The organism is Armatimonadota bacterium (genome assembly GCA_036504095.1).
In the GTDB taxonomy this organism is placed as follows: Bacteria; Armatimonadota; DTGP01; order JAKQQT01; family JAKQQT01; genus DASXUL01.
The window spans coordinates 49529-71671 of the sequence record DASXVS010000019.1 but is presented as its reverse complement, the minus strand read 5'-3'; the positions used below and the strand labels follow the sequence as shown (position 1 = coordinate 71671).

At 61.7% G+C, this 22143-nt stretch carries 18 protein-coding genes; 16 read left to right on the top strand and 2 right to left on the bottom strand.

Annotation, left to right across the window (positions count from 1 at the left end; all coding sequences use genetic code 11):
- Window positions 1-66 precede the first annotated feature (66 nt).
- Both VGM51_03600 and VGM51_03595 read right to left on the bottom strand, forming a co-directional pair.
- On the bottom strand, window positions 67-1014 hold the full coding sequence (locus tag VGM51_03600; protein HEY3412125.1) for an H-X9-DG-CTERM domain-containing protein: 948 nt from the start codon (window positions 1012-1014) through the stop codon (window positions 67-69).
- Between the two features lie 166 nt (window positions 1015-1180).
- On the bottom strand, window positions 1181-2029 hold the full coding sequence (locus VGM51_03595) for a class I SAM-dependent methyltransferase (protein HEY3412124.1): 849 nt from the start codon (window positions 2027-2029) through the stop codon (window positions 1181-1183).
- Window positions 2030-2466: 437 nt separating this feature from the next.
- On the opposite strand from VGM51_03595, the gene VGM51_03590 reads away from it, so the two are divergent.
- From VGM51_03590 to VGM51_03515, 16 genes are all read left to right on the top strand, one after another.
- Complete coding sequence (locus VGM51_03590; protein HEY3412123.1) at window positions 2467-2730, top strand: 4Fe-4S binding protein; 264 nt, start codon at window positions 2467-2469, stop codon at window positions 2728-2730.
- A gap of 26 nt (window positions 2731-2756) precedes the next feature.
- A complete protein-coding gene (locus VGM51_03585; protein HEY3412122.1) occupies window positions 2757-3389 on the top strand; it encodes a corrinoid protein in 633 nt (210 codons plus the stop codon).
- Between the two features lie 197 nt (window positions 3390-3586).
- Window positions 3587-4981 (top strand): methyltransferase MtaB domain-containing protein, encoded by a 1395-nt coding sequence (locus tag VGM51_03580; GenBank protein HEY3412121.1) that lies wholly within the window; start codon window positions 3587-3589, stop codon window positions 4979-4981.
- A gap of 68 nt (window positions 4982-5049) precedes the next feature.
- On the top strand, window positions 5050-6567 hold the full coding sequence (locus VGM51_03575) for an alpha-L-fucosidase (protein HEY3412120.1): 1518 nt from the start codon (window positions 5050-5052) through the stop codon (window positions 6565-6567).
- 33 nt (window positions 6568-6600) lie between these two features.
- Complete coding sequence (locus VGM51_03570) at window positions 6601-7671, top strand: hypothetical protein (GenBank protein HEY3412119.1); 1071 nt, start codon at window positions 6601-6603, stop codon at window positions 7669-7671.
- Complete coding sequence (locus tag VGM51_03565) at window positions 7668-8615, top strand: uroporphyrinogen decarboxylase family protein (GenBank protein HEY3412118.1); 948 nt, start codon at window positions 7668-7670, stop codon at window positions 8613-8615. The genes VGM51_03570 and VGM51_03565 overlap by 4 nt, the downstream gene beginning before the upstream one ends.
- Window positions 8612-9565 carry a uroporphyrinogen decarboxylase family protein gene (locus VGM51_03560; GenBank protein HEY3412117.1) on the top strand — a complete coding sequence of 318 codons (954 nt, stop codon included), beginning with the start codon at window positions 8612-8614 and terminating at the stop codon, window positions 9563-9565. Before VGM51_03565 ends, VGM51_03560 begins: the two co-directional genes overlap by 4 nt.
- Window positions 9566-9570: 5 nt before the next feature.
- Entirely contained in the window at window positions 9571-10755 is a 1185-nt protein-coding gene (locus VGM51_03555) for a Gfo/Idh/MocA family oxidoreductase (GenBank protein HEY3412116.1), read from the top strand.
- On the top strand, window positions 10752-11939 hold the full coding sequence (locus VGM51_03550; GenBank protein ID HEY3412115.1) for a uroporphyrinogen decarboxylase family protein: 1188 nt from the start codon (window positions 10752-10754) through the stop codon (window positions 11937-11939). The genes VGM51_03555 and VGM51_03550 overlap by 4 nt, the downstream gene beginning before the upstream one ends.
- On the top strand, window positions 11936-13129 hold the full coding sequence (locus VGM51_03545; protein HEY3412114.1) for a uroporphyrinogen decarboxylase family protein: 1194 nt from the start codon (window positions 11936-11938) through the stop codon (window positions 13127-13129). The genes VGM51_03550 and VGM51_03545 overlap by 4 nt, the downstream gene beginning before the upstream one ends.
- A complete protein-coding gene (locus tag VGM51_03540; protein HEY3412113.1) occupies window positions 13126-14013 on the top strand; it encodes a homocysteine S-methyltransferase family protein in 888 nt (295 codons plus the stop codon). Before VGM51_03545 ends, VGM51_03540 begins: the two co-directional genes overlap by 4 nt.
- Window positions 14014-14019: 6 nt before the next feature.
- A complete protein-coding gene (locus VGM51_03535; GenBank protein ID HEY3412112.1) occupies window positions 14020-15171 on the top strand; it encodes a uroporphyrinogen decarboxylase family protein in 1152 nt (383 codons plus the stop codon).
- Window positions 15172-15176: 5 nt separating this feature from the next.
- On the top strand, window positions 15177-16265 hold the full coding sequence (locus VGM51_03530; GenBank protein ID HEY3412111.1) for a uroporphyrinogen decarboxylase family protein: 1089 nt from the start codon (window positions 15177-15179) through the stop codon (window positions 16263-16265).
- 134 nt (window positions 16266-16399) lie between these two features.
- On the top strand, window positions 16400-19042 hold the full coding sequence (locus VGM51_03525) for a hypothetical protein (protein ID HEY3412110.1): 2643 nt from the start codon (window positions 16400-16402) through the stop codon (window positions 19040-19042).
- 16 nt (window positions 19043-19058) lie between these two features.
- The gene (locus VGM51_03520; GenBank protein HEY3412109.1) at window positions 19059-19799 is read left to right on the top strand and encodes a DUF1638 domain-containing protein; all 741 of its coding nucleotides are present in this window, start codon (window positions 19059-19061) and stop codon (window positions 19797-19799) included.
- Between the two features lie 246 nt (window positions 19800-20045).
- Complete coding sequence (locus VGM51_03515; protein ID HEY3412108.1) at window positions 20046-21206, top strand: tetratricopeptide repeat protein; 1161 nt, start codon at window positions 20046-20048, stop codon at window positions 21204-21206.
- The last annotated feature ends 937 nt before the right edge of the window (window positions 21207-22143 follow it).

Below are 22143 nucleotides of genomic sequence, written 5' to 3'. Positions count from 1 at the left end.
GGATACCTCCTGCCGCATGATGTGGCACAGATCTGCGAGGGGTCCACTTAAAGCGCGCTTAGGGCGTCAGGGGTTCGCTTCGATCCCGCCGGCCTTCCGGGCGATACGCACGGCATCCGCGGCATCCACGACAGATTTCGAATCTCCTTCCAGAACCACGTTCAGCCGCTTCATCCGGTCTGTTGTGCTCGTTTCCAGTCCCGCCGATATCTTCAGCGCCAGCGCCGCTTCGGACATCGTGTACGGTGGGACAGGCGGCGCGACGTTGTCCCACAGGCAGGAGTCCATCCCGAATCGCGTGACAGCCGGATCGAACTGCGCAGCCGGCACGGCCGCGGCGCTGCCATCATAGAACGCCACGTTTACGACGCCGGAGTGACGCGGGAATGGCCGGAGGAATGAGGCGCCGGAACCCCCTCCCGCCCAGCCTGACTCGTTCCCCCCGTACAGGGGATTCTGGGGCAGGTAGAAATAAGACGTGTCGGCCGTGCCCGCGCGCAGCAGATCCTCGGCCCAGAGGTCCGGTGGCAGGCCGGCGGTTTCGCTCGTTACCAGAGCCGTGTCTGCCAACTGGATTGTCGCTTCCGGCGCCTTTACGAAGCTGTACGGTCGCGAAGGGTACGTGAATCCGAACATCGTCCCAACCATGCTGGAGATATACCAGTTGATGCCGTACGCTGTCGGTATTCCCCCGGTCGTGGTTGGTTGATCGAGGTGGTCCAGCGGGCAACGAAAGATGCCGATATCCACAACGTACGGTAACAGGACAGAGGTCCACCTCTTGCTGACGCCGGGAGACGGTACCGAGACGACGTACGGCAGCAACTGCGCATTCCAGTCATTTTCGTACATGCGGCTTGCCTGCCCCAATTGCCTCAGATGGGAAAGGCACGTATCGTCGTCCGGAGAGCCGGGACCGGTCCGCAGCACCGGCAGGATCGCGGCGCACACCGCCGTCGTAATGGCCGCGATAACGCCGGCCTCCAGGATAACACGTCGCGAATGGTGCAGCATCCTTGACCTCCGAAGTCATGTCAATATCGCGTGGTTATGTGTTGGGACGCCAGATAGGACCGCGGGGCTCAGGCGGGCGAGATGGTACGAACTGCCGGCTAGAAGTCCGGCGCGAACGTCGGACCTACTGCCTTTCCCAGCCCTCAGCCCTTCCCCCTCAGCCCTCTCAGGCGGGCTTCCACATAATCATCACGTACTCGTGCTTGAAGATGTAGAACCCGCCGCGGAGGGCGCGGTAACGCCAGAGGTTTTCGCGTTGGCCCTTGCCAATCTCGTTGCCGGCGACATTCTTGACCACCACGCTCTTGAGCTTGAACCCGACGTCCATCATCGCCTGCATGCAGAAGAAGCCGAGGGGTATCAATTCGCGGTCAGCGTACTTGTCGCCGATAACGAGGACTGCGAAGCGGCCGGGCTCGAGGAGGTTGTAGCCCCGCTGGGCCACTTTCTTGAAGTCGTCCAGGAAGGCGTCCACCGTTTCGGCGTTTGAGAGGTCGCCGGGGATGTCGCTGAAGCGGATGATGTCGTGGTACGGCGGGTGGAGCATCAGGAACTGCGCGTTTTCCTTCCCCCACTCCTCCAGCGCCGCCTTCACACCGTTGGTGGCGCGGGCCGTGCGGCTGTCCGCGTGGACGATGCGCACATCGGAGTCCTTCGGGAACTTCTCGCGCACGGCGACGGCAAGCTCGCGCTTGATCTCCACTCCGATGCACTTGCGCCCGAGGCGGTGGGCTTCCAGCGCGGTCGTCCCGCTCCCCAGGAACAAATCGAGAACCACGTCGTCGGCACGGGTGTACCGGCTGAGCGTTTGAGTGGCGATCTGAGGTATATAGTTTCCGTGATATTCGTTCGCGTGGCCGTTGCCACGGGCACGCGATGGGAACATCCAGAGCGATCCGAGTTCGATGTCTTCATACTCCCGCCAGTTGGCGGGATCGAGATCCGAATACGGAAGCGGCCCCGGCTTGCGCCGGCCGGATCGTGTGAGTCCAATTGTGATGCTGTGTTCGGCCATAGTCTTACCACATTTTAACACGGACGCGTGCGAAAACACAGTCGGTCTGCATTTGAGTGGGGGTAACCCTGCCTGCGACGTCCGAGCCTTGGCGGATGGTACTGTCGGCATCCGCCTAACATCTATATCGGAAACCGCAGCGCCGGCCATCAGGTGGGGATCCGGCAACTGATTTCGCAGGTTTACGGGCCGGCCCGCGAGTTGGCTGCGTGCCGGCATCGGCAATGCCTCAGTACTTGTGAAGTACCCAATGTGACCATTTACCCATATCTCCCTCACGCCTGTATACCCTATCTCTAGATATGGAGGACCCGGGCGCGCTATGTTGCAAACGGTGGTCTCCACGTTCGTGATTACGTTTTGGACGAAATGAACCGGTCCCGGAAGGCGAGAGAGCGGATATGAGGGAGTTGCCGGTCGGATTTGGAGACAGTTAGATGGCCAAGAAAATTGACACAGAGCTTTGCATTCAATGCGATGCTTGTATCACGGAATGCCCGAATGACGGGATCATCGTCGACGAAAACGGTTACTCCATCGATCCGCGCCTGTGCACCGAGTGCGCGGGCATGTTTGCGGAGTCCCGATGCGTGACGGTGTGTCCTGTGGATGCCGTGGAAGACGCCTACCCCCGTGAGGAAGCGGAAGTGCTGATCAGCCGGGCGGCCGATCTCCATCCGGGCCTCTTCCCCCGCGACTGAATCCTCTGAAATAAGGAACCCTAACTATGGACTTGAAACCGCTCTACGAAGCCGTGCTTGAAGGCGACGCCTCCACCGCGCGCACTCTCACCGAAGAAGCCCTCGCCGAGGGGATTGACCCTCAAGCGCTTCTCAGCGACTACCTGATCCCCGCGATGGACGAAGTCGGACGCAGATTTGAGACCAACGAGTACTTCGTTCCGGAACTGCTGATCGCAGCCCGCGCGATGAAGAACTGCCTGTCGCTCATCCGCCCGCTCCTGGCGGAATCCGGCGCGAAGCCTGTGGGAAAGGTGGCTATCGGCACGGTCCGCGGCGACCTTCACGACATCGGCAAGAACCTCGTGGCCGCAATGCTCGAGGGCGGCGGGTTTGAGATCGTTGACCTGGGTGTCGATGTTTCGCCGGAGAAATTCGTTTCGGCTGTCAAGGAGTCTGGGGCTCAGATCGTCGCGCTTTCCGCGCTGCTCACCACCACGATGCCCGGGATGAAGCAGACGATCGACGCGCTCGGCGACGCCGGTGTCCGCAACAACGTGAAAATCATCATCGGCGGCGCTCCCGTTACCCAGAAATTCGCCACCGAGATCGGCGCGGACGGATTCAGCGACACGGCCAGCGGAGCGGTCCGCATCGCCCGCGATCTGATGGCCGTCTAGGCTCCGAATCGCCCGGCCCCATACGACAAGTATTGACCGCGGAGACACCTGGGTATTCCCCTCTCCGCGGTCTTGCCTTGTTTTGCCCGAAACACTGAACCCCCGTCCGATGGTCCACTATGGCCGGTCACCTGGACGCTTCCTGGACGCGGGTTCAATCACGGTCTGGCGCAGGTACGCCCTGAAGGAGCAGCAACGTGGCCTTTGAAATGAACGCGGCGCCACTTAACGGGTTGGCAGTGGCGTCTCTGGACGGCTTTCTCTACGGGCATGCGCCGCATCCCGTAACGTGCGGCCACGGCGTGACTATCGGTGGCGGCGAGGTGATCCCCGAGATCAACTTCACGCTTCCGTCCATGGATATTACGGACGCGACGTGGTCCGAGGTCCGCCAGCAATATTCGCAGATTATCGAGAGCGTGTGCAAGCGCGCCGTGACGCTGGAAGTCCCGGCGCTGCTGGTCGAGTTTGAGACGCTGCCTCCCATGACGGTTTACCCGGCGTGGGGCGCGGAGATCACCCGGTTACTGGCCGACGCTCTGAACAAGCACTACCAGAAGAGCGGGCTCAAGAGCGCGCTCCGCCTCACGCCCAATGACACCCGGGAGCATGCGCGCCCCCCCATCATGCGTTCGGGACCGTATTGGGACGGTATGCTGGAGTTGTTCAACAAGGCGGCCGAGTCCGGCGCGGATATGATCGCCATCGAGTCCACCGGCGGCAAGGAGATTCACGACGATGCGTTGATGAACGCCGACCTCCGCGCGATGGTCTTCGCCCTTGGTGTGTTGGGCGCGCGTGACATGGAATTCCTGTGGCGGCACATCGTAGACGTCTGCCGCAAGGATGGCATCATCGCGTCCGGGGATACGGCGTGCGGGTTCGCCAACACCGCTCTGGCGCTGGCGGATCAGAAGATGATCCCGAGCGTGCTTGCCGCCATCACCCGCGTCGCCACCGTACCGCGAAGCCTGGTGGCCTACGAGATGGGCGCCGTCGGCCCCAGCAAAGATTGCGCCTACGAAGGCCCCTACATGAAGGCCATCGCCGGCGTCCCCATCTCGATGGAGGGAGCGGCGGCGGCGTGCGCCCACCTCAGCCCGATCGGCAACATCGCCGGCGCCGTGTGCGACTGCTGGTCGAACGAATCGGTGCAGAACGTCCGCCTCCTGTCAGCCTTCGCGCCGACCGTATCCATGGAACAGTTGGCCTACGACTGCCGCCTGAAAAATGCGGCGGCCGCCACGCCGGGCGGCGCCCAGCAAATGCGGGACTGGCTTGTCGAGTCCGACTCCCGGCTCAATCCGCAGGCCTGGGTGCTTCGGCCGGACGTTGTTCTCAAACTCTCCGCGGAAATCATGCAGGAGACAACTTCATATTCCCGGACGCGCCGCGCGGTTCTTGCCACCATCGCCGAACTGCGCGCCGCCTTCACGGACGGACGCCTGCACATTGCGCCGCAGGAAACGCGCTGGCTCGACCGGTTCGAAAAAGAGGCCGAGTCCCTTCCTGAATCCGAAGAGAAATTCGTCGCAGAGATGAAGCTGCAACTGGCAGGCGCTCCATGGCTGCCGGCCGAGTACGGGCTGTAGGCGCTTGTGCCCGAAGTACCGCCACCAACCGTCCCAGGGTCCACGAAGAGAGGACCGGGTGAACCGAGATGAACCATAGATCTGTACAACGCGCTTCATTGGCGGGGTTCGCCGTGATGCTCTTCTGCGGCGCGGCCCGACCAGTGGAGACAACGGTGGAGAGCAAGCTGGCGACGGTCGATCACATCATCTCAACGGGACCTTTCGCAGCCTCGTGGGAATCGCTTGGGGGTCACCAGGTACCCCAGTGGTACGAAGACGCGAAATTCGGCATCTTCATCCACTGGGGCGTCTACTCGGTTCCGGCATTCGGAAGCGAGTGGTACCCGCGCAACATGTATCTGCAGGGGTCTAACGAGTTCAAGCATCACGAGGCTACCTACGGTTCGCAGTCGAAGTTCGGGTACAAGGACTTCATCCCCCTGTTCAAGGCGGAGCGGTTCAGCGCGGACCGGTGGGCGGAAGTGTTCAAGCAATCCGGAGCGAAATTCGTCGTACCGGTCGCCGAGCACCACGACGGCTTCGCTATGTACGACTGCGGGTTCTCCGACTGGAACGCCGTCAAGATGGGACCGAAGCGGGACGTAGTGGGCGAAATCGCCAAGGCAGTTCGCAGGAAAGGCCTCGTATTCGGCCTGTCCAGCCACCGCGCGGAACACTGGTGGTTCTTCAACGGTGGGCGCGAGTTCGACTCCGACGTGAAAGACCCGGCTAACAGCGCCCTGTACGGCCCCGCAACCCCCGGCGAAACCGAGCCGGATGCCGCCTTTCTGGACAACTGGCTGGCGCGCACGAGTGAACTCGTGGACAAGTACCAACCGCAACTCGTGTGGTTCGACTGGTGGATCGGACGGCCGTCGTTCAAGCCCTACCTGCAGAGGTTCGGCGCGTTCTACTACGATCGCGGCGCTGAATGGCAGAAGGGCGTTGCCATCAACTACAAGTACGATGCTTTTCCGCCGAACGCCGCTGTTCTGGACATTGAACGCGGCCAACTCGCGGGTATCCGACCACAGTTCTGGCAGACGGATACCTCCATCTCCAAGAACTCATGGGGCTATGTGACCAAACAGGAGTACAAGACATCCGGCGAGATCATTGGCGACCTGGTGGACATCGTCAGTAAGAATGGTGCGCTTCTTCTCAACATCGGCCCGCGGCTGGACGGCACCATTCCCGAGGAGGAGGAATCCGTCCTGCTCGCCATCGGTCGCTGGCTGAAGGTCAATGGCGAAGCCATCTACGGAACGCGCCCGTGGAAGACATTCGGCGAAGGGCCTACGCAGGTGGCGGAGGGAGCCTTCAGCGACACGAATCGAAAGCCCTACACGGGCAAAGATATCCGCTTCACGAAGAAGGGCGACACGCTGTACGCCATCGTCCTCGCGTGGCCGGGCGAGAAGGCCACGATCAAGGCGCTCGGGACGGCGTCTCCGCTCGTGAGCGGAGAGATCAAGGACGTGCGACTGCTTGGACACCGGGGCAGCCTGAAATTCGCACGAACCGATGAAGGGCTCATCGTGGAGATGCCGGTTGACATGCCGTCTTCCGACGCGGTAACGCTGAAGATAGCCGGCGCCGGGTAGGCGTCCAAATCGTGCTGGGTGGACGACTGAACTATGCTCGATATCTGGAAAGAGGACTGGGACAAGGCGCGAGCCACCATGACGGACTGGTGGGCCGGTAAGGGCCTCGCCCTCCACGTGACGGCCCCGAAGGACGAACCGTGGGAGGATCACCCGGACCCCGGCCCCGCGCCGGACTATGCCACGCACTGGCACAGCGCAGAATACCGCCTCCGGAAGGAACTCCACCGGATGTCTCATACGTTTTACGGCGGCGTCGCGGCGCCCATGTTCAACGCGGACATCGGCCCCGGGACCCTGGGGATGTTCCTCGGTGGCAGGCCCGTACTGGACGTTGACACCGTCTGGACCGAGGCGGTAATCGATGACCCGGACACGTCCGGACCCATCCGCTTCACACCCGATACGGATGCATGGCGCATCTACAATGGCATCGTCGATGCGGCGCGAGAGCACGCTCCCGGGCGCTACTTGATCGGCTATCCGGACATCATCGAGAACATCGACACGCTCTCGCAACTGCGGGGAGGCCAGGCGCTCGTGTGGGACATCATCGAGCGCCCGGACTGGGTGAAGAAGAGCCTGGGGGAGATCAACGCGGCCTACTTCGAGGTGATGGATATCTTTCACCCAGAGTTCGCCGACGCGTGGGGCGGTTCCTGCACCACCTGCTTCGACATCTGGGGCAAGGGCAAAACGCTCAAGGTGGAATGTGACTTCTGCGTCATGATCAGTCCCAAGATGTTCCGCGAGTTCGTGACCCCGCCGATGGAGGAGCTGGTCGCCACGCTCGATAATGTATTGTTCCATGTGGACGGCCCCGAAGCGCTTCCCAACCTGGATAACGTGCTGGCGCTGGAGGGCGTTCAGGCCGTCGAGTTCACGCCGCGGTACGGGCAGCCCTGGGGAGGCGATCCGATGTGGTACGACTTGTACCGCCGGATTAAGGCCGGCGGCAAGTCGGTTCAGGCCGTATTCGTGGAGCCTGAGGAGGTCATGCCGTTGATTGATGCGGTTGGCGCCGACGGGATGTTCATCCTGACCAAGGCAAAATCCGAAACGGAAGCGCACCGGCTGCTGCGGGAGGTTGGTTGGGAGCAATGATGACTCCTCGAGCCGCCATAGAGGCCGCCATACGGTTCGAGCCGTACGATGGGCCGGTCCCGCACCTGGAGCTTGAGTTTCAACTAGCGGACGAGATGTTCGGCGAGCACGCCATCCGATGGCGCGAGTTCGAGACGATCCCGAAGCACAAGCGCCGGGATGAACTGGTGAGAAACGCGCGGCTGTGGATCCGCATCGCCGAGGGTCTCGGCTGGAACGCCATCACCGGCATCCACTGGCTCCCGGTGGAGGAACAGATCGAAACGTTCCGGCTTATCCGCGAGTTCAGCGGAGATCGTTTCATGTTGACAACAGGGCTCACCGGCTCGCAGGGCATCCCCAGCAGCGACGAGATCGGCCCTCTAGTGGCCAAGATGGCCGAAGACCCAGACAGCCTGATGGAAGACCTCGAGGCCCTCTGCGCCGGCGCGATCAGGGATATCGAGGCGCTGACAGCGGGCGGCGCGGACCTGGTCTTTTTGCTCACCGATTATGCGTACAATCAGGGGCCGTTCTTCTCGCCAGCTATGTTCCGCCGATACGTCTCACCTTTCGCCAAACGCTGTGTTGACGCGATTCACAAGGGCGGCGCGTTCGCCATTCAGCATTCGGACGGCGACCTGACCATGCTGCTCGACCAGATGTTGGAGTGGGGTCTGGACGGCCTGCAATCGATAGACCCGATGGCCGGCATGGACATCGCCGCCGTCCGGGCGAAGGTGGGCAAGCGATGGTGCCTCTTCGGAAACGTGAACTGCGCTTACTTGCAGCACGGTACGGCCGATCAGATCGAGGAGAGCGCACGTTACTGCCTTGAGCACGGCCCCGTGGACGGCACCGGGTATGTCTACACGTCCAGCAATTGCATTTTCGAGGGAGTGCCGCCCGAGAATTACAGGACCATGCTCGCCGTGCGCGAGGCATGGACAAGGACAACACATTGACACCACGCGAAATCGTCAGAGCAGCCATACAGTTTGAGCCTTACGACGGTCCCGTGCCGCACCTGGAATTGGAGTTTCAGCTTTCCGACAGCATGTTCGGCGAGCCAACCCTCTACGGGCACGATTACGAAGCGCTGCCGCCGCATGCACGCCGGGACGCGCTGGTGGCCAACGCGAAACTCTGGATACGAGTCTCGGAGCGCTTCGGCTACAACGTCATCACCGGGCTGCACTGGCTCCCCCTTGAGGCCCAGGCTGAATCGTTCGGCATTATCCGCGAGCTCTCGGGCGACCGGTTCATGCTCAGCGCCAACCAGGACGGTACACAGGCGATCCCCAACGGGGAGCAGATGCTGGACCTGTCGATTCGTATGGCGGACGATGCGGACGGCCTCTTGAGCGAACTGGACGCACGATGCAACCGCGCCATCGAGAATTGCAGGCTTCTCATCGACGCCGGGGCGGAGATCGTGTTCATGTGCTCCGACTACTGCTTCAACAGCGGTCCGTTCCTCTCGCCGCGCATGTTCCGAAGGTTTGTGACGCCCTTCCTCAAGCGGCAGACACGCGCCATTCAGGAGGCCGGCGGGTTTGCTGTGAAGCACACCGACGGCAACCTCTGGCCCATCATGGACCAACTGCTGGAGTGCAAGCCGGACGGCCTTCACAGCATCGACCCGATGGCCGGGATGGACATCCGCAAGGTCCGTGAGACGGTAGGCGATCGGGTGTGCCTGTTCGGCAACGTGGACTGCTCCCGGCTTCAGAGCGGAACCCCGGAGGAGATTGAGACAAGCGCCCGGTACTGCCTCGACCACGGACCTCTGAACGGCACCGGCTACGTATTCGCTTCCAGCAATTGCATTTTCAAAGGCGTGCCCGAGGAGGCCTATCTCGGCATGCTCGCCGTTCGCGACGCATGGCAGAACGAGACGCACAACCAACGATAAGGATCGTGACCAAGACAATGACATCAACGAGCGAAATCAACATTGGACTGATCGGCGCCGGCGGGCGCGGCTACCTCGCGCACCATGCCCATCTCCCCGATGCAGGCTCACGCCTCGTTGCGGCAGCGGACATTAACGATCGCGAACTGGCGCTCTTCCGCGAAAAGTTCGGCAAAGACACGCTGACCACGCGGGACTACCACGACATCCTGGCGCGCGAAGACGTTCACGCGGTCTTCATCACGTCGCCCGATTTCCTGCACGAAGAGCAGGCGGTAGCGGCCCTGGAGGCCGGCAAGGCAGTCTACCTTGAGAAGCCGATGGCGATCACCACCGCCGGGTGCGACCGCATCCTCAAGGCAGCGGTGGACAACGCAGGCAGGCTCTACCTTGGGCACAACATGCGCCACATGCCGTTCGTGCAGAAGATGAAGGAGTTGGTGGATTCCGGCGCCATCGGCGAGGTGAAGGCGGGTTGGTGCCGCCACTTCGTCGGGTATGGTGGCGACGCCTACTTCAAGGACTGGCACGCCGACCGCTCTAAATCCACCAGCCTCCTGCTGCAAAAGGGCGCGCATGATATCGACGTCCTGCACTGGGTGTGTGGGGGGTATTCCAAACGCGTGACCGCCATGGGCGGCCTGACAGTCTACGACCGGATTGCAGACAAGCACACGCCCGACGAACGCGGTGACGCGTCGTGGACCTTCGACAATTGGCCCCCGCTCTCACAGAAGGGCATGAACCCGGTGATGGACGTCGAGGACCTCAGCATGGTCCTGATGCAACTGGACAACGGCGTCTTCGCATCGTACCAGCAGTGCCACTTCACGCCGGACGGCTGGCGGAACTACACCGTGATAGGGACCGAAGGGCGGATCGAGAACCTGGGCGAGAACGAGGTTCACATGTGGAACCGCCGCTGTCACTACCAGTCCGAGGGGGACGCCCGTTTCCGGGAACCGATGGATGGCGGCGGCCACGGCGGCGCGGATCCTAGAATCGTAGAGGAGTTCCTGCGATACGTGCGGGATGGCGGGACGACCAAAACCTCGCCCATCGCGGCGCGGAATGCCGTGGCTACCGGGTGTGCGGCGACGGAATCGCTGCGGAACGGCAGCATTCCTCAGGACATCGCGCCTGTGGCGGCGGACGCGATCCGGTATTTCGAACAGGGGAAACCTGAATGACGCCATCTACACCCGCAGACCGGCTCCATGGATTCGATTTCGACGCGCACAACGCCGAGGTAAAGGAGATGTGGGAGGCTTTCTGGGCAGGGTCCCCCACCCGCACGCCGGTCATTGTGGGCACAAACACGCGGTTCTCTATTCTGGACCCCGTTGCCGGCGCCAGCGCACCGAGCTTTCAGAAATACATGGAAGACCCGGACGCCATGTTCGACGCGCAGATCGCGTTTCAGCGCTGGGTCAGGTTCAACATTTTGCAGGACGCGGATCTGGGTCTCCCTGCCACAGCCTGGTGGGTCTCACCCGACTTTCAGAACACTTATGAGGCGGGCTGGTTTGGCTGCGAGGTCGAGTTCAGGGACGGCCAGGTTCCGGCAACCCGGCCGGATTTCGAGGACTGCCCGGAGCGGGTGATGGAACATGGTCTACCGGACCCGTTCGGCGGCTCACTCGCCACCGGTTGGGAATTCTACCAGTACTTCAAGGACCGCGCGAGCCGCGAAGAGTACCTGGGACGGCCGATAGAGGCGCGTATGCCGGGCTTCGGCTACGGCTCGGACGGCGTGATGACCGTGGCGTGCAACCTCTTCGGTGCCGATTTTGTCTGCACGACAATGGCAACCGATCCGGACAGGCTGCACCAGCTGTTCGACTTCATTGTGCAGGCGACCATCGAACGCGTCACGGCGTGGCGCGCCCGGGAAGGCTTACCTCGGAAGCGTGACAGCTTCATCTACGCCGACGACAGTATCGCGCTGATATCAACGCGGATGTACCGCGAGCACGTGCTGCCGTTCCACAAGATGGTTTTCGACGCTCTCGGCACGCAGTACGGCCGCGGCATCCACCTGTGCGGCGACGCCACACGGCACTTCAAGACCCTCCAGGATGAACTGAACATCAACTGGTTCGACACCGGCTTTCCGGTAGACTTCGCCCGCATCCGGGAAGAACTCGGACCTGACGCGTGCATTCAGGGCGGGCCGCATGTTGAGCTCGTGCACGCCGGAACGCCCGGGCAGGTCTATGACGAGTCAGTTCGAATACTGCAGACCGGCGTGCTCACCGGCGGCAAATTCGTCCTTCGCGAGGGGAACAACCTGGCGCCCGGCACCCCCGTTGAGAACACGGAGTCAATGTACCGGGCCGCAAGGGAGCACGGCTGGAAGGCAGACGACATATGACTCTGTCCGCCGTCAACCCGGGCGATCGCCTGGCCGGATTCGATTTCGAAGCCCACAACGCGGAGGTCCGCGAGATGTGGGCCGCGTACCGGGACGGTCAACCCACACGCACGCCCATTATCGTCGGTACGACGACACGTTTCTTCATGGCGAACCCGGCCGCCAACCCGGAACGCCTGACCTTCCGCACTTACACGGAAGATCCTGACGTCATGTTCGATGCGCAACTCCGCTTTGCGCGCTGGCGGGGGTTCAATATCCTGCAGGATGCGGAACTCGGGCTCGGCCTCCCGGAGCGCTGGCAGGTGAGCGTCGACTTTCAGAACTACTGGGAGCCGGCCTGGTTCGGCTGCCCGGTGGAATATCTGGATGGCGAGGTTCCCGACACCCGGCAGGCGTTCGAAGCCGCGCCGGAACGCGTGATGCAGAATGGGCTGCCGGAACCGTTCGGCGGCATCATGGCGAGAGGCCTGGAGTACCACGAGCGCTTCGTCGAACGCGCGGCCTCGGAGGAGTATCTGGACCGTCCCATCGAGGTCTTGCCGCCCTGGTACGGCGTTGGATACAATGGCCCCATGACGGTCGCCTGCGCGCTTTTTGGCCCAACCTGGGTCTGCGAGGCGATGGCCCTGGAGAGGGAGCGACTACAAACGCTCCTGACGTTCATCACGGAAGCCACCATCTCGCGCATGACGGCGTGGCGCACTCGGTGCGGCGTCCCGATTCCAGAGGTTAACGGCGGCGGGATGGACGACAGCATCGCGATGATCTCCGTTCCGATGTTGAAGCGCCACATCCTCCCACACCTCAAGCGCATTTATGAGGTCTTCACCACCGGGCGCCGCGCCATACACTGTTGCGGAGACGCGACGCGGCATTTCCCGACGCTGCAGCGTGAACTTGGCATTCAATCATACGACACCGGGTTTCCGGTGGATTTCGCGTGGCTTCGAGAGCAGCTCGGGCCGGATGCGGAGATTCAGGGCGGGCCGCATGTCGAGCTCGTGCGATCGGGCACGCCGGAGGAGATCTACGGCGAGACGGTCCGGATTCTACAGACAGGCATTCTGTCCGGCGGGCGATTCACACTGCGTGAGGGCAACAACCTCGGCCCGGGGACGCCGCTTGAAAACACCGAAGCGATGTACCGAGCCGGACGCGACCACGGATATCGGAGGGAAGCACAATGAACGCGCTCATCGAGCAATTGCTGACACATTCACCGGTGGTAACTGACGGCGCATGGGGCACGGAGCTTCAAGCGCGCGGCCTGCCGATCGGCGCGTCCCCGGACCCATGGAATATTGAACAGCCGGACAAGGTCGAGGCGGTGGCCCGCGCCTACGCGGAAGCCGGCAGCCGGATTATCCTCACCAACACCTTCGGCGCGACCCGCATTTCCCTCGCCCGCTATGGCCTGGGAGGCAAGGCTTCCGAAATCAACCGGGAGGGAGCGCGCATCTCCCGCCGCGCCGCCGGGGACGGCGTTCTGGTCTTTGGATCGATGGGACCGATGGGCGCAATGCTAGCCATGGGTGAGGTCTCCGAGGCCGAGGTCGTCGCGTCGTTTGAGGAGCAGGCCACTGCGCTCGCTGAAGGCGGCGCTCACGGTCTGGTCATCGAAACGATGTCCGACCTGGTGGAGGCCTCGATCGCTGTAGCGGCCGCGAAAAAGACGGGCCTGCCCGTCGTTGGCTGCATGGCCTTCGGCGCCGGCAAGGACGGCGCCAGGACGATGATGGGCGTCACCCCCGAACAGGCGGCGGAGGCTCTGGAGCGAGCGGGGGCGGACGTCATCGGCGCGAACTGCGGTCCGTCAGCCGATATCATGCGCGGCATCTGTGGCAGGCTTAAGGCAGCGACCACCCTGCCGATCTGGATGAAACCGAACGCCGGGGCGCCGCAACTGGTAGATGGCAAGGCAGTCTGCCCTATGACCGCGGCGGAGTTCGTAAGTGAATCGCTGGCGATGGTTGACGCCGGCGCGTCTTTCATCGGCGGGTGCTGCGGAAGCACGCCTGAGTTCATCCGCGCTCTCGCCACCGCTCTATCCAGCAAGGATCGCACGGAGTAAACTTCAATGAACGCACGCGAACGCTTCCACGCAACTATGCACTACCTGCCCCGGGACCGAAGCCCCATCATGGATTTCGGCTTCTGGGACGAGACTTACGTCGTCTGGCGGGAACAGGGATTACCGAAGGACATCGATCCCAGCGACTACTTCGGCGCCGATCCCCAGTGGATCGACGTGGGCATCAACCCCGGTCTGTTCCCCGCGTTTACGTATGAAGTCGTGGAGGATCACGGCGATTCCGAGCTGGTCCGCGATGAGGAGGGAGTGCTTAAGGAACGCGGGAAGTTCATGGGTTCCATTCCCCGCCAGATCGGGCACACGCTCACCGACCGCGAGTCCTGGAAGCGGGAGTTCCTCCCGCGGCTCGACCCCGCGACGCCCGGGCGATATCCCGCCGATTGGACCGAGCGCGTGAAGCGCTACTCCGATCCGAATCGCGACTACCCGATCGGCCTGAACTGCGGATCCCTGTATGGCTGGATCCGGAATTGGATGGGCATGGAGAACCTCTCCATGCTCGTCTATGATGACCGGCCGTTTTTCGAGGAAATGGTTGAGACCGTCGCGAATTGCATCATCGCCACGATCACGCCGGTCCTTGAATCGGGTGTCCAGATCGACTACGCTTCCTGGTGGGAAGATATGTGCTACCGGGGCGGGCCGCTGCTGTCACCAGCCATCTTCAAGCAAGTGCTTGTCCCGCACTACAAGCGGATTACCTCCCTGCTGAGGAAACACGGAGTAGACGTCTCCGTGCTGGACTGCGATGGCGAGATCACCCATCTGCTCCCGCTGTGGCTCGATGCGGGAGTGAACTGCATGTTCCCCATTGAAATCGGCGTCTGGGGCGCCGATCCGGTCGCCTTCCGGAAGACCTACGGCAAAGAACTGCTGATGATCGGCGGCGTTTCCAAGGTTACGCTCGCCCAGAGTTACCCGACGATCTCCGCTGAGGTGGAGCGCCTGGCGCCGCTTGTCGAAGAAGGCGGATATATCCCGCTGCCGGATCACCGCGTGCCGCCCGACGTTTCACTCTCCAATTACGCGTATTATGTAAATGAGGCGCGTCGCGTCTGGGGCAAGGGTCTGCCGAATATGCGGCCGTTGCTGGCGGACAGGAAACCGGATTCCCGCGTCCCGGGGGAGATTCTGTGAAAGAAATGACATCGAGAGAGCGTTTGCTCACCGCGCTGGATGGAGGCGTTCCCGATCGGGTGCCCGCCAGCGTTCACCAGTGGCAGCCGTACCACCTGAACCACTATCTGGGCGGCATCAGCGACATCGAGGCATTCCGAAAATTCGGGCTCGATGCTTCGCTCGGCCGTCTGCCGTATGTGGACAAGCCGAACCCCAAATGGGCGGTGGAAGCCCACAGCCTTGACGCGCCCGCGGGCGAAACGCTCACTCAGTACGTTGTCACGACGCCGGGCGGCAAACTCGACTACACCCTCGGCAGCAATGAGATTACCGGATTTATCACTACACATCTGGTAAAGCGTGAGGAAGACCTGGAGCTGATCGAGCGCTATATGCCGGCTCCCAAACTGGACGTGGCATCGCTTCAGCGCGACTTTGACGAGATGGGTGATGACGGCATCATGCGTAGCAGCGTGTGGGGCGATCAGGCCGGCCCATGGCAGCACGCCGTGTGCCTCATGGGGACGACAGAGATGATTATGGCCGCGGCGGACAGCCCCGGCTGGGTGCACGAGTTCCTGGAAGTCCTTTGGAAGAAGAAGGAGAAGTGGATCCTGGAGAACCTGGATGGCGCCCCGATTGACCTGGTCGAAACCGGTGGCGGCGCCGCATCCTCCACGGTTATCTCGCCGAAATACTTCAAGGAATTCTGCCTCCCGTATGACCGCAAGATGCACGATTTGCTCCACAGCCTAGGGCATCGGGTGGTCTACCACACCTGCGGCGGAATGATGCCGATCCTGGAACTCATCGTGGAAACCGGCTGCGACGCGGCCGAGACCCTGACCCCGAAAACAATGGGTGGCGACGCGCGCGCGGCGGAAATGAAAGAACGAATCGGCGACAAGGTGGCGCTCATCGGAGGCATTGACCAGAGCAACGTGCTGGAAATCGGCACGCGCGAGGACATCTTCCGACATGTGCACGAACAGTTCGACGCCTATGGCCCCAACGGGGGCTACATCATGAGCCCCAGCGACCATTTCTTCCATATACCGGTCGATAACCTGCAGGCCTATGCGGATGCCGCGAAGGAGTGCGTGTACTCGTGAGGGGTTCGGGGTTCAGGATTCGGGATTGCAAAACCATAAGACTACCCGGAACAATCGCGACATCGCTCTCGGTTCTCTCTCTGCTTCTGGCGTTCGGCCCGGCAGGCGGTGCTTCGCCGATCAAGTGGCAGCCAATGGGCGAGCCCGGAAGCGGCGGCGCTAATACATCGGTCGCCATCAGCCCGTTCGACGCCAGGCGCATGCTCACGGGCGGCGATATGCTGGGTATCGGACTGACAACTGACGGCGGGCAGACCTGGCAGGCAACTTTCGGCCTGAAGTCATATGAGATCGGCGATATCACGTTCAGCCCGACTGACCCCAACACCGTTTGGGCCGGCACTATGGGCGGACCGTGGCTCTCCACGGACGGCGGGCGCAACTGGCACGAACGCCGCGCCGGGATGCCCGGGCCACAACGCGACTTCGGATACACGGCGCCGATAGAGAAGGTGCTCTTCGACCCGCGCGACTCCAGGCACCTGCTGGCCTTCGGCGGTTCGTCACGGCGATGGGATGTTCACGGCGCCGACGTATGGGGCGCCGTATGGGACAGCGCCGACGCCGGCATGAACTGGAAGCGCCTCACCACCCTTACCGGGGACGGGACGAGAGGACTCAACATCGTAGGCGCGGCTTGGGGCAGACAGGCCCCCCCCTTCCCCCTCTATGCCACCACGGATGCCAACGGATTCTGGGCCAGCACGGACGGCGGCAAGTCATGGGAGCGGCGGAACACCGGTCTCCCCCATCTCAACGTAGAGCGCGTCTTCGTCGATTCGAAGAACAAAGACACCGTGTTCGTCTCGCTCTCCCCGTCTCCTGAAACCCCGGGCGGGAAATGCATTCCCGGCGGTGTGTTCAAGTCGCCGGACGGGGGCCGGCACTGGTCGTCCATTTCGAACGGACTTCGCCAGGTCGCCCACGCTCAAAGCGTCTTCACCTCAAGTTACAAGGGGTTCGCCGTCGCCGAAAGCAACCCTGACATCATGTACGTGTCGGACACGGCGTGGGACACCGGCACGCTCTACGCCACCAGGGACGGAGGGCGGAACTGGAAAGCGGTCGCCACGAAGATGAATGTTGGCACAGAGAGCGGCGATCCGGCTCGCAAGTCCCTTTTCCAGATTCGCGCTGCATACCCCGCCGGCATTGGAGAGCCCTGCCTGACAGTGGACCCGAAGAACCCGAACGTGTGCCTCGGCGCCGGCGCCGAAGAGATGATCATCACGCGGGATGGCGGCAATACGTGGGCCTCCGCCTCGTCAGATCCTGCGGGAAACGGCGCTTTCAAGGGTCGCGGTTTCTCCGGCCTGTGCAGCATGAATTTCCGGTTCGACCCGAATCTGAAGGGACATGCCGTTCTGCTGGCGATGGACGCCGGCAAGTGCTGGGAATCCACGGACGGCCTGAGGACATGGACCTTTCGCGGCGCCGAGCCATCGCCGTGGGGCGGCGGCAACGACGCGAGTTTAGCTGGCAGACACGTCTACGTTACCACCGGCCAGTTCGGCCGGAACGTCAGCGTCGTTCGAACCAGGGACGGGAAGACGTGGGACACGGTGACGGGCAAGGACCACGGCCTGCCCGAATTCAGCGACCCCGGTACCACCGGAGGCATTTATGCCCGGCCCGACAAGCCGGAGAAGGTGTGGGTGGTGATCAGCGGGAGCCTGTACCACTCCGCAGATAGCGGCGACCACTGGAGCATCGTTCACCGCGGTCCCGGCCTGGCGTGGATCGCCGCTGATCCGCGAAAGGCGAGCGTTTTTTTCGTCTCCGGCGAGAAGGACGTCTACCGCACCGAGGACGGAGAGCACTTCAGCGCGATCGGCGGTCCGCACCAGGCCGGACGCATGGTGGTCGACGGTCTGGGCCGCCTCTACGTCGCAGCAGACAAGGGTGCTCGCGGCGGCCTCTGGCGTTACGCCGAGGGAAAGTGGACCCGGCTCTGGGACGACCAGTGGATCAAGAACGTGGCCGTGGACCCGACGAACCCGAAGCGCATCGCATTCACGACGAGTACAGATCCGTATGTGGAGTACGGACACGAATCTGGCGTGTGGGTGAGCGGCGACGGCGGCGCAACGTTCGAGCAGGCGAACAACGGCCTCGCGATGCTGCGCGGACACGCGATCGCGTTCAACCCCTTCGCTCCGGAATATATGGTCTTCGGTTCGTTCGGCCGCGGCTTCTTCACCGGCAAGTGGCCCAAGGACTACATTCCGAAAGGCCGCCACTATCAGAACACGGCTGAGGACTCGCGCTTCGCTGCGGTTGACGGCACACCGGAACCGGTCGATCCTGCCAAAAGGCCGATCGCGCTGCAGAACGGCTCTATGACCGACGGGCAGGAGGTTCCGACCTCGTGGAATACCCAGTGGGTCGGCCGCGGCAAGATCAGGGTGTCGCGGGACACCAAAACGTTCAAGATCGGTCCAGCGGCCCTCTGCGTCGCGAGCGAGGGCGGCGATGCGATGGGGCAGACGGCCCAAACGCTGGACGCCGGCGCCGGCGCGAGGTTCACGCTATCCGGATACGCCAGGTCAGCCGGAAACGTCAAAGTGAACGTCGCCGTGCAAGCCTACAGCACAATCTGGTCGCCGATCCAGTTCATCCAGGCCCAGGTCCTGCACGGTTACGCCGACTGGACCGCTTACAGCAAAGAAGTGGTGCTTCCGCCCGCTACCGAGCATATCGGCATAGTGCTCTTGCTTGACGGTACCGGCGAGGCGTGGCTGGACGAAGTCGCCATAGCACCGGCATCCAACCCCTGAACCACAAACCCTGAATATGCGATACAAACTCATCAGTTGCGAAGTGTTCTACCGTGAGATGTGCGCCACCGTGGCGCGAACGTCCAATATGGTCGATGTGGAGTTCATGCCCAAGGGCCTCCATGACATCGGCGCGCCCGGCATGCTCGCCCGCATGCAGGAAGCCGTGGACCGCGTGGATGGATCGAAGTACGACGCCATCATTCTAGGCTACGGCCTCTGCAACAACGGCCTGAACGGGCTGGAGGCGCGCGACATCCCCATTGTCCTGCCCCGCGCGCACGACTGCATCACCGTCTTCCTCGGAAGCAAGGAACGCTATCTCGAGTACTTCAACAGCCACCCCGGCGTGTATTTCAAGACGACCGGCTGGATGGAGCGCGGCGAGGCGGCCGGCGAACTGAGCCAGTTGTCGATCCAGCACCAGACGGGGATGGACAAGACGCTGGCGGAACTGGTGGAGAAATACGGCGAGGAAAACGCGCAGTACATCTTCGAAACGCTGAGTCAAACCCACAACTACGGCCAGTTCACGTTCATCGAGATGGGCGTTGAACCCGATGCCCACTATGAGCGCGAAACCCGCGCCGACGCCGAATCGCGCGGCTGGGTCTTCGAGAAGGTCCTGGGCGACATGGGTCTCATCGACCGCCTCGTGAACGGCGACTGGCGTGAAAACGAAGTGCTGGTAGTCCCACCCGGCGGCAAAGTGGAAGCGTGCTTCGACGAGGGCATCGTGCGGGTGGAGGCTGCCTGACCGTCATCTGGGCGGATAGCCGACAGGCATAGTTCTTAAGTCTGGTTGGCAGGGTAACATTACCTATTGCCCCCCCCCCCCCCCCTCATTTCTATTCATGATTCCTGTGGAAGCATCACATTGCCGTTGATATCCTTTCCACCAGGGTTAGAACCCTCAAAGACTGAAAGATGAGTCACCGGTAAGTCACACCGAAACGATGCTCCACGTTTCTCGGGCAGAATGCGCGAGAGAAAGGACCGGATCATGTCTTGGAGGAAAGCCCTGCTGGCGATTGCCTGCACACCCCTCTGCGCGGTCTATTGCAATGCCGATCCAATAGACGCTCAACTGGATTCCGTTCGAAACGTCTTGGCCAAGGGGGACTCCGCTGCCGCATTGGTGGCGCTCGACCAAGTCGTCAACCCAACGCCCGCACAATTGCTGCGAGCACGCTATTACCATGCGTATGTTCGCTACCAACAGAAGGACCGAGCGGCAGCTGAAGCCGAGTTGATGGCGCTGTTGCCCCGTGCTGATGGCCCCCTCAGCGACCGAGCGGCGTTCGTAGCACTTGGCGGCGCATATGGCGAGAAGGCTAGTGCGTTACTGGGTGCGGTCTACAACGAATCTGGGCGGTTCGATTTGCTGATTCCTCTTTACAGAACGATGCAAATGGACTATCCGACCAACGCTGAGTGGCCATATGTGGAGGCGGATGCGCTCTTTGCGACCGGTCGGTATAGCGAGGCAGCAGCGCGATACCGGAAATGCGTGAACGAACGTCCGGATTATGCGCGCGCCAAAGACGCACGGTTTCGCGTGATTGAGTCCCTTCGTTCCGCCCAGCGGTATCAGGAAGCATACGACGCGATTTCGGATATTCCTCTGACCGACATCGATTCTGAGATTCGCGCGGCCGCGCTCAAAGCTGAACTCCTGGCAAAGTACCTGCACAAGGACTATGACCTAGCCCTTGAAATCTGTACGTCCATGGTCGCGAAATACCCCGATGACCCAAGCATCTTTCATTGCCGTTGCCAGCTAGCGTGCCTCTATCTTACCGATCTACCGCCGGGGCGACGGGATTACGCCAAGGCCCGTGGAATGCTTGAACAGATCATTCGGGACTATCCGAAGGATGCCATGGTTTTCGAAATGAAGCTCGGAATAGCCAACGCCTATTTCTACGAGGGAAACATGGCAAAGGCTATTGCCGAATACCGTGCGCTGCTTGCGGCCTATCCGGACAACTACCCCAAGGATAACTGGCATGCCTTCACGCGGTTCATGATGGCATGCGCTTACCGTGCAGGCAACGATTCTGAGGCAGCAGCATCAGTGTTCAATTCGATCATCAACGATTACCCTGGGGATTGCTGGGCACAACTCGCCAAGACCCACCTAACGATTAGCGCAAAGCAGTAGCCCCAAAAGCCTGCTCAACATTGCTCATCACATAGCGACGGAGGATTACTAATTGAAGATCACGAAACGTTTGGCCTACGTGATAGTCCTTGTAGCCGGTGCATGCCGCGCACTCGGCGAACCTGCGAGTTGTACCACCGGGCCCTGTCAGGCTGGCGCGCCCATCACGGTGACAACCCAAAGCCCTAGTAGTGGCGCCCTAACGCTCGGCGTGGGCCAAACGCACACGAGCAGTGCGTCTGGCACAGACACAGATGACTGCGGGGACCCCACCGCATGCAATGACCCTGTCCCAACGGTTTCACAGGTGATAGGACCGTTTGATTGCCCACAGACCATCACATAATTTGTATCTCTACGACACGCACAATGCACCCCTTGTCGCAGATGATCCCAAACAGGTACCTTTCGAAATCACCGTCCAGCGGACCGCAAAGATCGCCAGTTATAGCCTATCGCCGACCGGAACGATCTACGCCGATGGGAGCACGGTTACCGTTACGTTCAATGTAACCGATTGCGCAAATCGCCCATCGAATACATGCAACTTTACCGTTGGATCGAGTTTCGTGGGTTTCATGCAGAATACCCTATGTGACACAGTCTTAGCCCAGCCCGCTGTCATATCCAAGACTGCGAGTGACGGTCACGTCACCGTGCAACTCAGCGTTCTCAATCTTGAGACACCGGATGGCGGTGGTGAAACCGAGCTAACGCAGTATATCAACACGGACATTACGTGTGGTGGATATCGGTACCTGGAGATTAGGATTCCGCATCCGGCCGAAGGCCAACTGTAGAGGCAGATATGAAACTCTTGCTCGTTGGGTTACTTACTGTCGCGTCTCATCCAGTCCTAGCACAAGACGGGGTACCGACAGTTGGCAACACCCTTCTCCAAACAGGACAGCCGTCCAATGCCCAGGCCGGCCAGGCC

Excerpts from the sequence above, each read along its gene's own strand:
- VGM51_03600 (HEY3412125.1), bottom strand. The coding sequence starts at position 1,014 with ATGCTGCACCATTCGCGACGTGTTATCCTGGAGGCCGGCGTTATCGCG.
- VGM51_03595 (HEY3412124.1), bottom strand. The coding sequence starts at position 2,029 with ATGGCCGAACACAGCATCACAATTGGACTCACACGATCCGGCCGGCGC.
- VGM51_03590 (HEY3412123.1), top strand. The coding sequence starts at position 2,467 with ATGGCCAAGAAAATTGACACAGAGCTTTGCATTCAATGCGATGCTTGT.
- VGM51_03585 (HEY3412122.1), top strand. The coding sequence starts at position 2,757 with ATGGACTTGAAACCGCTCTACGAAGCCGTGCTTGAAGGCGACGCCTCC.
- VGM51_03575 (HEY3412120.1), top strand. The coding sequence starts at position 5,050 with ATGAACCATAGATCTGTACAACGCGCTTCATTGGCGGGGTTCGCCGTG.
- VGM51_03570 (HEY3412119.1), top strand. The coding sequence starts at position 6,601 with ATGCTCGATATCTGGAAAGAGGACTGGGACAAGGCGCGAGCCACCATG.
- VGM51_03565 (HEY3412118.1), top strand. The coding sequence starts at position 7,668 with ATGATGACTCCTCGAGCCGCCATAGAGGCCGCCATACGGTTCGAGCCG.
- VGM51_03550 (HEY3412115.1), top strand. The coding sequence starts at position 10,752 with ATGACGCCATCTACACCCGCAGACCGGCTCCATGGATTCGATTTCGAC.
- VGM51_03545 (HEY3412114.1), top strand. The coding sequence starts at position 11,936 with ATGACTCTGTCCGCCGTCAACCCGGGCGATCGCCTGGCCGGATTCGAT.
- VGM51_03540 (HEY3412113.1), top strand. The coding sequence starts at position 13,126 with ATGAACGCGCTCATCGAGCAATTGCTGACACATTCACCGGTGGTAACT.
- VGM51_03535 (HEY3412112.1), top strand. The coding sequence starts at position 14,020 with ATGAACGCACGCGAACGCTTCCACGCAACTATGCACTACCTGCCCCGG.
- VGM51_03530 (HEY3412111.1), top strand. The coding sequence starts at position 15,177 with ATGACATCGAGAGAGCGTTTGCTCACCGCGCTGGATGGAGGCGTTCCC.
- VGM51_03525 (HEY3412110.1), top strand. The coding sequence starts at position 16,400 with ATGGGCGAGCCCGGAAGCGGCGGCGCTAATACATCGGTCGCCATCAGC.
- VGM51_03520 (HEY3412109.1), top strand. The coding sequence starts at position 19,059 with ATGCGATACAAACTCATCAGTTGCGAAGTGTTCTACCGTGAGATGTGC.
- VGM51_03515 (HEY3412108.1), top strand. The coding sequence starts at position 20,046 with ATGTCTTGGAGGAAAGCCCTGCTGGCGATTGCCTGCACACCCCTCTGC.